Source organism: Mesorhizobium sp. M8A.F.Ca.ET.218.01.1.1 (assembly GCF_004791165.1).
Taxonomy (GTDB): domain Bacteria; phylum Pseudomonadota; class Alphaproteobacteria; order Rhizobiales; family Rhizobiaceae; genus Mesorhizobium.
The window spans coordinates 34,939-50,308 of the sequence record NZ_SRUZ01000016.1 but is presented as its reverse complement, the minus strand read 5'-3'; the positions used below and the strand labels follow the sequence as shown (position 1 = coordinate 50,308).

Below are 15,370 nucleotides of genomic sequence, written 5' to 3'. Positions count from 1 at the left end.
GTGTCGCCATTGTCGACATCGGTGTCGTTGGAAAGCACATTGCCGCTCACCGGATTGGGATCGGCCAGCGTGTTGGTGTCTTCCTTCACCGCCGCCGCATCGGCCACCGCCACCGGCGCGTCATTGGTGCCGGTGATGGTGATGGTCAGGCTGGCGCTCGACGAGCCGCCGTGATTGTCGGCATTGGTGTAGCTGAAGACGTCGGTGACGGTGGCGCCTTCGGCAAGCTGCTGCACCGAGGCCAGGCCATTGTCGAGCGTATAGCTGTAGCTGCCGTCGCTGTTGAGATGCAGCGTGCCATAGGTGCCGACCAGGTCGTTGCCGACATTGCCAGCCGAGCCGTTGACGGCGCTGACGCTGTGGGTGTCGCCATTGTCGACATCGGTGTCGTTGGAAAGCACATTGCCGCTGACCGGATTGGGCGCGGTGTCCTCTTTCACCGAATTGACGTTAGCAATCGCAACCGGCGCGTCATTGGTGCCAGTAATATTCACGACGATGTTATAACTCGCCGTTCCGTCAGCTGACTTCACGGTCAGAGTATCTGTAACGGGCTGGCCCTGCGTCAACGGATCGGCAAGGGTCTGGTTCAGCGTATAGGCCCACACACCGGTTGTCGTATTGAAGGTGAAGGTGCCATAAGTGCCCTGAAGGCTTGGGGGAGCCTGGAAATGGTCCTGGCCGACATCGGGGTCGGTGATGATCAACTGTCCATGCGCGTTGGGATCATTCAGCGTGCCATTGGCAACGCCGCCGGCCTCCACCACGGTCGTGTCCGCGCCCGGGACGGCGGTGATTATCGCGCCGTCATTGGTGCCCTGGATATTGACGGAGACGCTGGCCCAGCTCAGCGTTCCGTTGCCGAGTTTGATCGCATAGGTGAAGGTCTCGTTGATCTGGTCGCCCGCACCCATGGCTTGCAGGCTGGCGAAGCCATGCGCCGCCAGATATCCACTAAGGTCCATCTCGACCTTGCCGTTGTTGATGCGGATGGAAACCCCGCCGCCGATGCTTTCCCAGGCTGAAATGCCGGTCGCCTGAACGTCCTGAGTCGTCAGGTCGATGGGGGCGTATTGCTTCGTGGCCGTCGATGCGGAAATCCCATCGTCCACCGAAAAGAGGGACTTCGCGTTTCCACCCTGATCGTTCGCCATCACATCGAGAACTATGATGGTTTGCGAACCTGAAGCGAGGACGACCGTATCCTCGGTGAGATTGAAAACGTCATTGTTTGCTTGCGGTGTATTGGAGAACGACGTCGTGGTGCCGCCGGCACCGGTGACCTGAGTAGCCATTTTTCAACCCCTTTTTCCCTGACAGACGCCCCTACGCCTGTTTGTTGACAGCCCTGCACGACCACGCCCTGTCCGAGCGTCGATCCCAAAAATCGGCACACAACTGGGTTGGAAGTGCAGTGCGCCATCACCGCGCCTGCCGGGCAAGAAGAGCCGGCTGGAGCTAGCGGATGATGATTGCATGATGGCGGCGGCGGCGACGTTGGTCGCTGCGCTACGTCTCCCTACCCCGATTATATCCCCTAAATCCTCGGTTTCCGATCAAGAGATTTAGACGATGCTTATATTAGGAGATTATTAACTCTACTGGAGACGAAGCGTCAACGCCCAACTTTGGGGAACAGTTAATATTCGAAGCCAGAGCGGCATGAGTTCACGGCCTAGTGCACAGGTGACGGCTCGCGGAGCCTGCCTGACGCCTCCGAGAGAGATAACCCACGCCCGGCCCAATCGTGGGCACTGCGAAAGAAAAAGCGACTGACATAGCCGTCAGCGCCACAGCTATGGTGGGCGATCCGTCATGCTTGCCCGCCAAGGCTAATGAAGGCGACCCGATCGCAAGGAGTGAGCAGTAGACTCCGTCATGAAACCACGTCAGATCGATTTGAGTGCGGTCGATTTCTGGCTGGAGGAGGACTCGTGCCTGGTCAGAGAACGCTCGATGGATCGGATGATCGCGATCAGCAGCAGATTGATCACGAGGTAGAGCACGCCAGCAATGGCGAAAATCTCGAAGATCGCGAAGGTCTGGCTCATCAGCCGCTTGGCGTAGCCGGTGATTTCGAGCACCGTGATCGTCGAGGCAAGGCTGGTGCCCTTCACCACAAGGATAAGCTCATTGCCATATGCTGGCAGCGCCTGGCGGATGGCGAGCGGGAACTCGATGCGGCGGAACCGCAGCATGCGCGACATTCCGCATGCCTGGGCCGCCTCGACGAGACCGACCGGAACCGACATCAATCCGCCGCGCAGTATCTCGGATGTGTAGGCGGCCGTATTCAGCGCGAGTGCCAGGACGGCGCAACGCGATCCGTCGCTGATCACCCACCACAAAACCGCGTTGTCCTTGATCAGCGAAAGCTGGCCGAGCCCGTAGTAAAACAGGAAGATCTGCACCAGCAGCGGGGTCCCGCGAAAGACGTTGCTGTAATATTTGGCGAACCCCGACAGGAGCCAGTTCGACGACAGCCGCATAAGCGCCAGTCCGAGGCCCAGATTGAAGCCGATCAGCACCGAAACGAAGGTCAGCGCGGCTGTGACCCACAGGCCCTTGAGCAGAACGGGAACCGCAAGCTGGATGAGGTCTATCATACTGCTTTTCTCGTCCGCAGCCTGAGCAGGCGTTCGATCCCGTCGAAGCCGGCCTGGCTTACAAGCGTGATGGCGAGATAAACCACCGCCGCAATCAGGTAGAAGATGAACGGGTGGCGGGTGGAGTTGGCGCCGATGAAGGAAATGCGCATCAACTCCTGAAGGCCGACCACGGAAACCAAAGCGGTGTCCTTGATCGTCGTCTGCCAGACATTGTTGATGCCGGGAACGGCGATGCGCAGCATCTGCGGGGCGATGATGCGGCGGAAGATGCGTGCGCCCGGCAGCCCGAGCGCTCGAGCTGCCTCGATATGCCCATTGGGGATGGCGCCGAGCGCCCCGCGCACGACCTCGGTCGAATAGGCCCCGGAGATCGCGCCGATGGCGATGACCGCGATGACGAACGCATAACCGCTTTCCGCAACTCCGGCATAGCCGAAGGCAGTCACGACCTTGGTCACGAATTCAACCGAACTGAAAAACAGCAGGTAGATGATAAGCAGTTCGGGCACGCCACGCACAAGCGACGTATAAGCATCGACCACCAGCGAAAGTGGAAATATCCGGGCCCATTTGATCAGCCCGCAGACAATGCCGATCACCAGACCGGCCGCCATGCTGACGAAACCCACAAGGATTGTGATCGCCGCGCCACGCAGGATGACGGTCACCCAACCCGCTTCCCAAACCTGCCAGAGACCGAATTCCATCCGAGTTGCCCTAAGTCTGTCGTGCCAATGAGACGCATGCGCCCGGCTGTCCGGGCGCATGCCGGAATTCCAAGGCGTTATTTGCAGGGCCGGGAAATGTCCGTCTTGAACCATTTCTGGCTAGCCTTGCCGACCGAGCCGTCCGCGATCAACTCGCAAAGCGCCTTGTCGATCTTGACCTTGAGCTCGGTGTTGTCCTGCGCGATGCCGACGCCGATGCCTTCGCCAAGAGTCGGGTCGAACGTGCTCTTGATCTCAACGCCTATCAGTTGGAAGTTCTTGCCATCCGGCTTGTCCAGAAAATCCTGCAAGGCGGATTGATCGGCGAAAGCCGTGTCGATACGGCCGCTCGCCAGGTCGATCTGCATCTGATCGAGTGTGTCGTAGGTTTTCAGGTCGGCATTCGGCGCACGCTTCTCGAGGAAATGCGCGTGCGTGGTGCCAGCCTGCACGCCGACCTTCTTGCCATCGAGCGATTTCAGCAGCGTGTCGACGTCGGTGATGGCGGCGAGATCAGAACCCTTGGCCGCGACGAACATGTTGGCCAGTTCGGCATAGCCGACGCTGAAGTTGATCTCCTTCTTGCGATCGGCGGTGATCGACATGCCCGAGATGATGACGTCGAAGCGCTTGGCCTTCAGCGCCGGGATCAACCCGTCGAAGGCCTGCACCACGAAATGGCAGGTCACGCCAAGTTTGGTGCATAGCAATGCGCCGACATCGGCGTCGAAGCCGGTGACGTTGCCATTGGCGTCGGACATGCTCCATGGCGGGTAGGCGCCTTCCGTACCAATGGACAGCTCGCCTTCGGCCGCCCATGCGCTGCCCATGCTTCCCGCCAGACAGGCGAGCAGCGTCAAGACTTTCAGTTTCATATCAGTTCCCCTTGTTGTTGATCTTCATTGCCGTTGTCCGGTGCGAGCCGAACGCTTCGAGGGCTTGCCTCACAGTGTCCGTGCCAGGAATTGGCGCAGACGCTCCGAGCGCGGGCTGCCGAACAGCTCCGCCGGCGCACCCTCTTCCTCCACCTTTCCCTGGTGGAGAAACAGAACCTTGTGGGAGACCTCGCGCGCGAACTGCATCTCATGCGTCACGAGGATCATGGTGTTGCCTTCCTCCGCCAGTTGGCGGATCACCCGCAGCACCTCGCCGACCAGCTCGGGGTCGAGCGCCGATGTCGGCTCGTCGAAGAGGATGACCTTGGGCCGCATCGCCAGCGTGCGGGCAATCGCCGCCCGCTGCTGCTGGCCGCCGGACAACTGGCCGGGATAGTGGGCATGCTTGTCGGCGAGCCCGACCTTCTTCAGCAGGGCATGCGCGTGTTCGAGGGCCTTCTCGCGAGGCTCCTTCAGCACATGCCGGGGCGCTTCGATGATGTTCTCCACCACCGTCATGTGCGGCCACAGATTGAAGTTCTGGAACACCATCCCGACGCGGGCGCGGATGCGTTCGACCTGCGCCATGTCGGCCGGCCCGAGACGGCCGTTCGACAGCGGCTTCATCTTGATGAGTTCGCCGTCGATGGCGACCTTGCCGCCATCCGGCTGTTCCAGAAGATTGATGCATCGCAGGAACGTGCTCTTGCCCGAACCCGACGAGCCAATCATTGAAATGACTTCGCCGGCATGGGCGGTGAGATTGACGCCCTTCAACACCAGAAGCGAGCCGAAGCTCTTGTGAAGCTCGTCGATCTGCACTGCCGGCGTCGTGATCTTCGCTTCGTCAGCAGGCGTCGGATCGGCCACAGCGGCCGGAGCGGTTGGCGGCGTCTGTTCGCGCCTTATGGCCTCGTCCTGGGCTACCTCGACAGTCTGTAGCTCGGCCAGTGCACGGTCGAAATAGCGCAGGCTGCTGGACAGGCAAGTGCGCTGCCAATCCGGATCATCGGGAATGAAGGCCGAGCGCAGCGTCTCCCGGATTCGCTTGCCCAGCGGCGAATCGAGCTTCCCGAACAGATGCAGCCAGTTGTCGGCTTGCACCGCTTCCATGACCGAGGGGCCGTCCAGCGTGCCGCATTCGACGACAAGCGGCAGCACGCGCGCGTCCGGCATTGCCTTGCGGACGGCGTCGGAGACATAGCCGGTCGCAGTCGCAGCGATGCCGGTGCCGGTCTTGGCGCCCGGGCCGGTCAGCACGGTCGAGAGCGCCGGCCCGAAGATGGATTTGCCCCAGGCAAGGCCAGCATGCTCGGAACTCGCCACCGAAAGCAGAGCCGGATAGCCGTAAGGCCCCGCCCCCGTATGCAGGTCGAAAACGATGACCTGGCGCGCCGCGCCGGCAAAAGCCTTCAGGATTTCGTTCAGCGTCCTGTTCGACCAGACCGGCCCGCCACCGCCGTAGAACATCCCGTCGGCGAATTCATACTGGCCAGCCTCGACGATCGCTGCCAGCCCGGCATGCCCAAGCCTCGTGCGCGCTGCGGCGAGTTTCTCGTCGGCCGCTATACGGTCCGGCCCTGCCCATTCGCGGTATGCCACGGCGTCGTGAAGGCCGGCATAGCCATTGTTGACCGGAGCGCCGGCCGACCAGTCGATGAAATTGCGGTTGAGGTCGACATTGTCTTCGTTGACGCGCCGCGACCACGCCGTGCCCCAGGGATTGATGAGGTGGATGGCAAGGATCGCCATGCCGTCAGGCAAGCGCCGCAGGTTCTTCTGGCCGAGCCAGGCGGTCTGGCAGGTCGAGCCGAACGGCCCCTCGACACCATGCGTGCCGGAAATGACCACGATCAGCTTGCGCGCGTCGCGACGGCCAAGCAGTGCCACATCCGTCGCCAGCGGCCCGCCATCGGGCCCGTTCAGCGGATGAACATATTCAGACAGCTCCGCGCCCGCCCGCTCGGCCGCTTGCCGAAATTCCTGGCGCAAGGCGCCGAAATCAGAGGCATAGGCCGGGGCCGGCTCGTCATGGCGCTTCGTCGATCCCAATGGACGACTGACGGTCAATCCGTTCATTCCTTGTGGTTCCAGCATGGGGTTACTCATCGGTGAGGTCGCTCACGTTCTTAAAGCTGCCGGAATGACATGGCCTGGAAGACCGAACGAACCAGGCATCGCGGGGAAGCACCTTGTCGGGGTTCATGATCGACTGATCGTCCAGCACTCGTTTCACCTGCTCCATCACGGCGAGCTTCGTCGGGTCGGCTGTCGCCAGCAGGGAATGGATGCGCTTCGACCCAACACCGTGCTCGGCGGAAAAGGAACCGCCAATCTCCCGGAGCTGTTGATACAGGACACCCTCGACACGCTCGGCAATTTCGGGCGCCAGAGGCCCCCGGCGGTTGAGGATGATATGCAGGTTCCCATCGGCCAGATGTCCGAAGATATAGGGCGCCAGACCGGGTTCGATCGCAGCGAGCTTAGGCAGGATTCTGTCGAGATATGCTGGAATTTCCGACAATGGCACCGACACGTCGAAAGAAGGCGCATCGGGATGGGCGCGATAGAGCACGCTGGTGTCCTCGCGCAGCCGCCACAGGTCGTCCTCTTGCCGCCGCGAGCCGGCGATGATGCCGGTCGCTTCGGGATAGCGCTCCATTACTTCCGAATAAATCCGCTCGAAATCCTCGCGCAGCGCCTCTTCGCGCGCGCCGCCAAGCGACAGCAGCAAGAACAGCGGCTGGTCGAGCGGCACGCCTGGTTCGGACCATCCATGCGCGGCGGCGGCCAGACTGAAATACGAGGTCCACATCGCCTCGGCCGCGCGCAGATGCCCGGCCTCCGATTCAAGAGCCAGGCGAATGGTCCGCAGAGCAGCCTCGACCGATGGCAGCCCGAAAAGCGCGGTGGCGCTGGCTAGCGGCGAAGGGTCGAGCTTGACGACCACGCGGGTGACGATGCCGAGCGTGCCCTCGGCGCCGATGAAGAGATGTTTCAGATCATAGCCGGCCGAATTCTTCACCACCCGGGTGAGATCGGAATAGACCGATCCGTCGGCCAGAACGGCCTCGAGGCCAAGCACGCGGTGGCGCATCACGCCGTTGCGAAAGGCCATCACGCCGCCCGCATTGGTGGACACCATGCCGCCGATCGTTGCCGAGCCGCGCGCGGCAAGATCGATGCCCGGTTCCAGCCGGTGTTCGCGCGCGGCCTCTTGCAGCGCTTCAAGAGTAACGCCGGCGTCGACGACGGCCACCCGCTCGACAGGATCAAGCCGCTCGATGCGGTTCATGCGCGTCATCGAAAGGACGATCTCGCCTGGCCGCGAAACACTGCCGCCGACCAGGCCGGTCTTTCCACCTTGCGGCACGATCGCGATCCCGTTCTGGTGACAGATGCGCGCCACCGCCGCGACTTCACCGGTCGATAAAGGCGCAACGACGATGCCGGCGCCACAATTCGCGCCATTCGAGCCAAGGTCGATCGCCTCGGTATCCTCTCCGGTGCGCACATTCGAAGCGCCGACGACATCGCGGAGCGCGTCGACAAACGACAACGGCACCGCCTGGTCGATCCAGTTCGTTTGCCCTTGGGGCGCGAGGCCGCTCATCGTCCCACCAATTCCTGAAGTGCCGCAATCAGCCGGTCATTGTCCGCCGGCAAGCCGATGGTGGCACGCAGATAGCGTTCGTAGCCGGCTTCTCGCCACGCCTTGACGATAATCCCCTGCTTCAGAAGATCGGCGGCGAGGCTCGAACTATCACCCTTGCAGTCGAAGAACAGGAAGTTTGTCTGCGACGGCGCAACCCGGAAACCAAGGCCAACAAGAGCGGTGGCTGTGCGCACGCGCTCGGCCCTGACCCGGCTCGCCGACGCCTTCATCCAGCTTTCGTCGGCGAGTGCCGCGATCGCGGCGGTCTGTGCCGCTGCGTTGACGTTGAATGGCGTCTTGGCAGCGGCGATCACCCGTGCCAGTTCGAGGCTCGAACAGACGGCATAGCCGACGCGCAGCCCCGCCAGCCCATACGCCTTCGAAAACGTCCGCAGCACCACATGGTCGATGCCGTGACCGCGAAGAACCTCGATGCCGTCCGGCGCACCTGGATCGGCAAATTCGAAATAGGCTTCGTCGAGGACAAGAAGGGTGCCGGGCCGCACGGCGCCGATCAGCCGTTGCAAGCCGGAATGGTCGAGACTGGGTCCGACCGGGTTCCATGGCGAGGATATGAAAACGATCCGTGGCCTAGCGGCGATCGCCGTTTCCAGCGCGGCAAGGTCGAAGCCCATTCCAGGCGTCATCGCAACCTTGACGACATCAGCCCCCACTGCCAGCGGCTCTATCTCATGCAGGCCGAAGCTCGGCACCGTGGTGACGACGGAGGCGCCCGGCACCAGGACGGCGCGCGAGATGGCGGCGATCATCTCCTCGGAGCCGTTGCCGGCAACGATCAGGCCGGGATCGACCGCCAGTCTTTCGCCAAGCACTGCCCGCAGCGCCGTGCAAGCCGGATCGGCATAGCGCCATGGTTCGAACGATGACGAAGCCAATGCGGCCATGACGGCGGGAGAACAGCCGTCCGGGTTCTCATTGCTGGCCAGCCGGGCGATGTCTTGGCGGCCACTCAGCGCCCGCGCCATCGCTATGTTCATGCCGGCATTGTAGGGCGGCAAGGCGGCGATATGCGGATTGAGCGGCAGGCTCGACACTGGTTTGACCGACTGTTCCAAATTCCGACTTCCGTTTCCCCGCGCCCATTCGCGGCATCGCGATCTTGTCAAATATCCAGGACGATTGATCCGCTCGGCCTGGAGCAGCACAGCAGCACTTCGCCTGCCCCAAGCTCGTCCAGCGGTTCTTCGAAATAGGCGACGTCACCCGAGACCAGCCGCGACTTGCATGTGCCACAGATGCCCGACCGGCAGCTGAATTCCGGTTTCAGACCGTGATCCTCGGCAAAGTCGAGCAGCGATGCGGCGGAGCCGTCCCAGATGGCCTTGAGTCCCGATTTTCGGCACTCCACGGTCGTCGCCTCGTCTGTCGGCACGATCCTTGCCGGCTGCGCAACAACCGCCGAGGTCCGAAATGCATCAGGCTCAAGCACCGTCGACGGACCGAAAAATTCGTAGGCAATGCGGTGCTTTGGAACGCCAAGCGCTCGCAACATGGCGTAAATCGCCTGCATGAACGGCGGCGGACCACAGAGATAGAAATCATAGTCGTCGATCGGCAGCAGGCGCTGCAGCACGTCCCGCGAAATCATGCCTTCGCTGTGGAAGTGCTGCTTGGCTTTGTCGCGTTCGGAAGGAGACCGATAGCAGTAGTGGGCGGACAGGCCGGGCCGTGTCGCGACAAGGCCGCTCACCTCGTCGCGCAAGGCATGCACGTCGCCATTCTCGCAAGCGTGAACGAAGACGGTGCGGCGGTCCGGCATCGAAGCCAGCGCATGCAGCATCGACACCATCGGCGTCAGCCCAACGCCGCCGCTGAGCAGCACCACTGGACGGCTGCTCGCCTTGTCGAGCACGAACTCGCCGCGCGGCCCTTCGGCCTGAAGGACGTCACCGACGTCGATCCGGTCATGCAGGAAGCATGAGCTTATCCCATCAGGCAGGCCAGGCGCGGATGCTGCTTCCCGCTTCACGCTGATCCGGTAGCGACCCTTGCTGGCCGGAGAACAGGAGACGCTATAGTTGCGCGGCACATATCCCTTTTCGCCTGACGCGTGCGGCACGGGTATCTTGAACACCAGGAACTGGCCCGGCTCGAAATCGCGCCAGTCCAGTGGATTGACCGGTTCCATGTGGAACGACGTGATGATGGCGCTTTCGCGCACCTTCGCAACCACCCTCAGGTCGCGAAACCCGCTTCTTGCGATGGTGTCGCGAGCGGTGAATGCGTTCATTCGGCGGCCGCCAATTGCTGGCTCTCGCTGGCGATCAGCTTGGCCAGGTTGCGGCGAAAACGCAGCGGCCCGACATCGATCTTGAGATCGAGATTGGGCGTGCGCTTGTTGGCCATGCCCTTGTGCACCGCGTTGAGCACGGTGCGGTCCTCGTCGAAAGCGCCGCGCACGGAGGTGGCGAACCGGCGCGACACCTCCAGATCGTCGGGAGCGAAATTGCGCATCTGGAACCAGTAATATTTCGTCTGGTTCTCATCGACAGGCGTCATGAAATTGTAACTGTCCATGAGGAACACGTCCTCGTGCAGCGGCTTGCCTTCGCCGCCGGTGCGTGCCGGTACGAAGATCGCCTTGATGATCGCGTTGGACGGGTAGCGCACCTCGTAGTGCTGCTTGCGGTCGCAATTGCCGGAGAATTTGAGGAAGGGTGCATAGAAGGGCGCCGGTGCGGCATCGACCACCCAGCGCCATACCGTTACGCCGTCTTCGCCCACGGTGGTTTCGAGCGGCGCATCCTCCATGGCCTGGACACCACCGAAGGAGGACTGATGGACCCAGGACACATGCGAGGGGTCGAGCAGGTTGTCGGTCATGTAGAGATAGTTGCAATCGAGCGCCATCGATTCGCCGCGGTTGACGCCCCATGCCGGGTCGCCCCAGTGATCGACAGCGAAAATCAGGTCGGGATCGGCCTTTGCCGCCTCGCCCATCCAGATCCAGAGCAAGCCGTAGCGCTCGGCAATCGGATAGGAACGGACGCAGGCGACATGGGGTATCTTTTCCGCGCCCGGCACCCGCGTGCAGGTCCCCGTGCTGTCGAAGGTCAGGCCGTGATAGCCGCACTCGACCGTGTCGCCCTTTATGCGACCCATGGACAGCGGCAGCTTGCGATGCGGACAGGCGTCTTCGAGCGCCGCTACCACGCCATCGGTCCGGCGGTAGAGGACGATATCCTCGCCAAGAATCCGGGTCGGCACCAGCCGGTCGGCGACCTCATGGTCCCACGCGGCAACGTACCAGCAGTTTCGAAGAAACATGGCGTCCTCCCAGCTTGTGAACCCCCAAACGAATATCTTGCGGATCCTGGACGACATAGGGCTTGCATCTGCGTTCTATTTTAGAAAAACTAAATCAAGATGACCCCAGGATCCTTGCCCAGGTGAACAAGACGCCGCCGCTGCGTGCGATACAGGCCTTCGAGGCCTTCGGCAGACGCGGCAGTATGACGGCGGCCGCGACCGAGCTTGGCGTCTCCGTTGGCGCGGTCAGTCAGCAGATACGCAAAGCGGAAGAGGCCCTCGAGGTCAGGCTGCTGGAACGGCGCGGCAGAAGCGTCGCCCTCACAGCGCTGGGACGCGTGTATCACGCGGCGGTTTCCCGCGGATTCGACCAGATTCGTGCGGCTCAAGACATCATCGATCGCGCCCAGTCCGCGAACACGCTGACAATCTCCTGCCTGCCATCGCTGGCCAGCAAATGGATCGGCCCGCAATTGCTGGATTGGCAGATTGCACACCCGGGCGCGACGGTACGTCTGGTCGGCGCGGAGACGGAACCCCGATTGGATACTGAAGGGGTCGACTTCCGCATTTCGTACGGCGAGAAGTATCGCGATTTCAACCACTATATCGAACTGTTCACGGATTGGGTGGTGCCGGCATGCTCACCGGCGCTGCTGGCAAGGCACCCGGTGCGCAAACCCGCCGACATTCTCGACCTGCCACTCCTCAGCATCGAATGGGCTCGCGACCACCGCTCACCGCCCAGTTGGACGGAATGGGCAGCAAGCATCGGAGCGATGTACCAAAAGGCTTCAGGTGAAGTCGCCTTCTCCTTGTCGAGCGCCGCTATCGATGCCGCGACGAACGGAAGAGGCGTTGTGCTGGCGCAGCTATCAATGGCTGCCGAGGATATCGCATCCGGCCGCCTCATCGTACCTTTCAATCAACGGCTCAAATTGTCTCAGGCCTATTTCCTTGCCTGGGACCGTGCAGCTCTGGAAAAGCCCTTCGGCCCGGAACTGCGCGCGTGGATCGTGTCGAATTCCAAGCGGATGGGCGCAGCTTTAATGGCTAGCTGATGTCCTCAACTGTTCACTCCCACTTGATTGTCTTTGTCCTTATTAGGTCATTGATCGCTGACATGCCGGACTGCAGGCGGTATCGCGTGATCGAGATGCGCTCGGGCGATCGATCCTCAATCACGCCAGCCCGAGCCGGGCGACGACGAGCAGAACCACCCGCTGGTTGATTGAACCTAGCCCTCTACTCTGCTTTCGTCGGGACCGTCATCCTGATGCAGGTGCCGCGGGCCTAACAGTCTGCTGGCATGGCCGGTTGGCTTCCGCGATCGCGTGACAACTGGGATGTCACCAGTGTTAGCCTTTCGCTGGCGCAAGCCGTCGCCTACTCGACGTTGTAGCGCAACCATTCGAGCAACGTGACCGGGGCGGGTTTCAGACGCCTCTCCGGCACGAGCCACCGTGCGGGACCTGTTACATTTTGTGATTTGCACGATACCGCTGACGGGCGTTCTGATGAATGGAGGCCTTTCCGGCTTCAGGCACTTGGCGGAAAGGGCGGGGGTGTGAAAGGTGGCCAACCATGGCCCAGGCAAGTACCATTGTCTTAAGCGGCGATTATGGCTACACCCAGTATAAGGCATCCGGCCTGCCCGCCGACACCACTATCGATGCCACCGACGCCTCGTGGATCGTCGCCAATCAGGGAAGCCCCATCAACCGCTATCCCTTCTCGATCGTCGACCCCGGCGACAACCTCCTGGTTTTTGGCGGCACGATCAACGGCACCGTCTCCCAAACCGGCGACTGGGAGAACATTTACGTCAACTCCGCCGCAGTCCGTATAAATTCAGCCCACAACTTTGTCATCGACGATTGGACGGTTACCCAGCCCTGGGATGGCATTCGTGTCGGCGGCACTGGCCACTTCGTCATCGAGGACAGCTATGTCGGCTACTCCCGAGACGACGCGGTCGAGGACGATGACGTCATCAGTGGCACGATCAAGGATTCCCTGTTTGACAACGTGTTTTCCGGAGTGAGCCTTGGTGACGGTGAAGTGAATGGGCATAACAACACGGTCATCATGGATGGCATGCTTCTGGGCATGAAAGAATACCTTCGCAAAGGCGAGATGACCCACGGCTCGCCGTTCAAACTCGACAACGGCACAGGCGCTAACGATATCTCGCCAAGCCTGCACTTCATCGACTGCGTGGTGGCGATCACCGACGTGCACCACAACGGCATGGGGCGGCTGCAGCACGCCTGGGACAAGACGGTCGAGTCGCACGGCAATTACTACCTCAACCTCTCTGACACGCCGCTGCCGTCCGATTATCCAATGCCGCCCGCCGGCTGGACGGTCCTTCAAGGCCAGGCGGCCCGCGATTACTGGGCCAATGCCAAGGCGGTCTGGCATGCGGCCCATGACGGGATCGACCAGCCACCGACACCGCCGACCGACCCGACCAAGGGAACTACCGGGAACGACACTTTTGTCGGCACTGGCGCGGCCGATAACTATGATGCCCTGGCTGGTAACGACATACTGTGGGGCCGAGGTGGCAACGACGTGCTCCACGGAGGCGCCGGCAAGGACACCTTCGTGTTTGACACGGCCTATGGCCCTGGCAATGTCGATAGGCTCCCGGACTTCCACGCAGCGGACGACGCGCTCTATCTCGACAATGCCGTCTTCACCAGCCTCGGCCCCGGTTCCTTGTCCAGCCCGACGCAGGTGAACTCGTCGTATTTCGAGTTGCGCGAACACGCCACCAGCCATAACGACTACCTGCTCTACGACCGGACCACGGGCATCCTGTACTATGACCCCGATGGCTCGAGATCGGCCCCTCAGGTGGAAATCGCCCACCTACAGGCCGGGGCGGCCCTGACCTATCATGACGTGTACATCATTTGATCGCCCATGCGATCGCACATGGCACTACGAAGCGCGAGCGCGTCACCGCTGGTGTTCCAGTTGCCACTAACAGCGATCAAAAATAGCGACGGATAGCGCCGATCTAGTAGCTCTGCACAGAGGTTACGACTCTTTGGAAATCGGCTTGGGATAGGCTTCGACCAGGCGCTCCCATGCAGCCCTGTCTGCGACGAGGAGATCCTAGCTGTCGATGCGACGATCGAGGCACCCCGAGCCACAACCACCCTTGCTCTCCTTTGGCAAAGGGGAGACCTGGCGAGTTCCAATTCGCAACCGAAGGCGATTATCCGGACCGAGGGTGGACGTCGGCTAAGAAGCGTGCGCGACTAGTGCTCGCGCGCAACCAGCCAACCAGATACTAGCCGGCCGAGTGGGCCGATGATCACGCTTGTCCAGGTCGTGGCGCGCTCTCGGCGGTCTTTGCATTCTTGACGGATCATATTTTGGACTTCAGAGCAACCAAGTGGCGTCAGTATCCAGCTGTCAAGCTGAGACGATTTTCTCCACATTGGACTGTTGTCGTCCGCGTAGCCAACCGGGAGATTAAGACGCTCCGCCTTCCGGATCAGTCGCCGGGTTTTTATCTCCGCAATCTGTTCATAATATAATAACGTTTCCCAATAATGTCGGTACTCGGCCTTTTCCCGCTCCGCAGGCGTGCAAGCATTTGTCAGGTCGATGTTATAGGCGTGGTCGAGCGTCCTGATGGTTAGCCGGTACGCCGTGACCTCCAATAAATCTTTGATTTCTAATAATATCGTCATACGACATCCCCGAGCCATCGTGTCCAAAAAAAGAACGCTACAACCTCCTATGACGTTCGGTCCATTCCACTACTTGGATGAAATTAGAAGGCAAAAGAACTAGATAGCGAGTAACATCAGGACGATCTGGTTCTCGAAAAGCTCCGGCTCGCCAAAAGCCGCCACGAACCGGCGATAGCAAAGACAAAGTGGTCTCGCCAGCAAGGCCGGTTAAATCAAGAAGGTATCGGCGAAGCGGAAGACGAAAACCAACTTCAAGTAACAGCCGTTGCTTAAGAGCGCATTTTTCCCTTACCGGCCAACGACCGGACAATCCTGACATCGGCGCTACACTGGCACCACCGATAGGATTAATTGCGCATTACCTAATGTCCCCTGTAAATTGACCGGTGCGGGTGCGTACTTAAGCCCGCCGCAGTGGCCGGTGCGGTCCTCACGTCCCCGGAGGGCTGCCCGCCGCACCGGCCATTTTGCCTACGCTTTGGTTAGCGGCGACGTTCGCTTTGGCCTCGATGCGCTGGGCCGCCAGCGCCCAGCCCCTGAG

Annotated in this window: 12 protein-coding genes; 2 read left to right on the top strand and 10 right to left on the bottom strand. The window is 61.3% G+C overall.

Going from position 1 to position 15,370, the window contains the following annotated elements; genetic code table 11:
• The 9 genes from EN861_RS33720 to EN861_RS33680 form a co-directional block, all read right to left on the bottom strand.
• Nucleotides 1–1,295: VCBS domain-containing protein (locus EN861_RS33720; protein ID WP_210235208.1), on the bottom strand; the 1,295-nt coding region annotated here is incomplete at its 3' end.
• A gap of 594 nt (nucleotides 1,296–1,889) precedes the next feature.
• On the bottom strand, nucleotides 1,890–2,606 hold the full coding sequence (locus EN861_RS33715) for an ABC transporter permease (protein ID WP_135867769.1): 717 nt from the start codon (nucleotides 2,604–2,606) through the stop codon (nucleotides 1,890–1,892).
• Nucleotides 2,603–3,316, bottom strand: coding sequence for an ABC transporter permease subunit (locus tag EN861_RS33710; RefSeq protein ID WP_127276466.1), 714 nt, complete (start codon nucleotides 3,314–3,316; stop codon nucleotides 2,603–2,605). Before EN861_RS33710 ends, EN861_RS33715 begins: the two co-directional genes overlap by 4 nt.
• Before the next feature lie 77 nt (nucleotides 3,317–3,393).
• Nucleotides 3,394–4,191, bottom strand: a complete 798-nt coding sequence (locus tag EN861_RS33705) for a transporter substrate-binding domain-containing protein (protein ID WP_135867767.1) — start codon at nucleotides 4,189–4,191, stop codon at nucleotides 3,394–3,396.
• A gap of 69 nt (nucleotides 4,192–4,260) precedes the next feature.
• Nucleotides 4,261–6,270 carry a DUF2817 domain-containing protein gene (locus tag EN861_RS36710; protein WP_135867766.1) on the bottom strand — a complete coding sequence of 670 codons (2,010 nt, stop codon included), beginning with the start codon at nucleotides 6,268–6,270 and terminating at the stop codon, nucleotides 4,261–4,263.
• Nucleotides 6,271–6,292: 22 nt separating this feature from the next.
• Complete coding sequence (locus tag EN861_RS33695) at nucleotides 6,293–7,804, bottom strand: FAD-binding oxidoreductase (RefSeq protein WP_135867765.1); 1,512 nt, start codon at nucleotides 7,802–7,804, stop codon at nucleotides 6,293–6,295.
• Nucleotides 7,801–8,922, bottom strand: coding sequence for a histidinol-phosphate transaminase (gene hisC, locus EN861_RS33690; RefSeq protein ID WP_135867764.1), 1,122 nt, complete (start codon nucleotides 8,920–8,922; stop codon nucleotides 7,801–7,803). The genes EN861_RS33695 and hisC overlap by 4 nt, the downstream gene beginning before the upstream one ends.
• A gap of 47 nt (nucleotides 8,923–8,969) precedes the next feature.
• Complete coding sequence (locus tag EN861_RS33685; protein WP_135867763.1) at nucleotides 8,970–10,097, bottom strand: 2Fe-2S iron-sulfur cluster-binding protein; 1,128 nt, start codon at nucleotides 10,095–10,097, stop codon at nucleotides 8,970–8,972.
• Nucleotides 10,094–11,134, bottom strand: coding sequence for an aromatic ring-hydroxylating dioxygenase subunit alpha (locus EN861_RS33680; RefSeq protein WP_127276478.1), 1,041 nt, complete (start codon nucleotides 11,132–11,134; stop codon nucleotides 10,094–10,096). The genes EN861_RS33685 and EN861_RS33680 overlap by 4 nt, the downstream gene beginning before the upstream one ends.
• 122 nt (nucleotides 11,135–11,256) lie before the next feature.
• Here EN861_RS33680 and EN861_RS33675 point away from each other — a divergent pair, with 122 nt between their 5' ends.
• Both EN861_RS33675 and EN861_RS33670 read left to right on the top strand, forming a co-directional pair.
• Nucleotides 11,257–12,177 carry a LysR substrate-binding domain-containing protein gene (locus EN861_RS33675; protein WP_127873507.1) on the top strand — a complete coding sequence of 307 codons (921 nt, stop codon included), beginning with the start codon at nucleotides 11,257–11,259 and terminating at the stop codon, nucleotides 12,175–12,177.
• A gap of 523 nt (nucleotides 12,178–12,700) precedes the next feature.
• A complete protein-coding gene (locus EN861_RS33670) occupies nucleotides 12,701–14,041 on the top strand; it encodes a calcium-binding protein (RefSeq protein ID WP_127276480.1) in 1,341 nt (446 codons plus the stop codon).
• 347 nt (nucleotides 14,042–14,388) lie between these two features.
• On the opposite strand, the gene EN861_RS33665 is transcribed toward EN861_RS33670, so the two are convergent.
• Nucleotides 14,389–14,826, bottom strand: a complete 438-nt coding sequence (locus EN861_RS33665) for a hypothetical protein (RefSeq protein ID WP_135867762.1) — start codon at nucleotides 14,824–14,826, stop codon at nucleotides 14,389–14,391.
• Between the last annotated feature and the right edge of the window lie 544 nt (nucleotides 14,827–15,370).

Bases quoted from the DNA above. Each gene is read 5' to 3' on its own strand.
- EN861_RS33715 (WP_135867769.1), bottom strand. From the start codon at position 2,606: ATGATAGACCTCATCCAGCTTGCGGTTCCCGTTCTGCTCAAGGGCCTG.
- EN861_RS33710 (WP_127276466.1), bottom strand. From the start codon at position 3,316: ATGGAATTCGGTCTCTGGCAGGTTTGGGAAGCGGGTTGGGTGACCGTC.
- EN861_RS33705 (WP_135867767.1), bottom strand. From the start codon at position 4,191: ATGAAACTGAAAGTCTTGACGCTGCTCGCCTGTCTGGCGGGAAGCATG.
- EN861_RS36710 (WP_135867766.1), bottom strand. From the start codon at position 6,270: ATGAACGGATTGACCGTCAGTCGTCCATTGGGATCGACGAAGCGCCAT.
- EN861_RS33695 (WP_135867765.1), bottom strand. From the start codon at position 7,804: ATGAGCGGCCTCGCGCCCCAAGGGCAAACGAACTGGATCGACCAGGCG.
- EN861_RS33685 (WP_135867763.1), bottom strand. From the start codon at position 10,097: ATGAACGCATTCACCGCTCGCGACACCATCGCAAGAAGCGGGTTTCGC.
- EN861_RS33680 (WP_127276478.1), bottom strand. From the start codon at position 11,134: ATGTTTCTTCGAAACTGCTGGTACGTTGCCGCGTGGGACCATGAGGTC.
- EN861_RS33670 (WP_127276480.1), top strand. From the start codon at position 12,701: ATGGCCCAGGCAAGTACCATTGTCTTAAGCGGCGATTATGGCTACACC.
- EN861_RS33665 (WP_135867762.1), bottom strand. From the start codon at position 14,826: ATGACGATATTATTAGAAATCAAAGATTTATTGGAGGTCACGGCGTAC.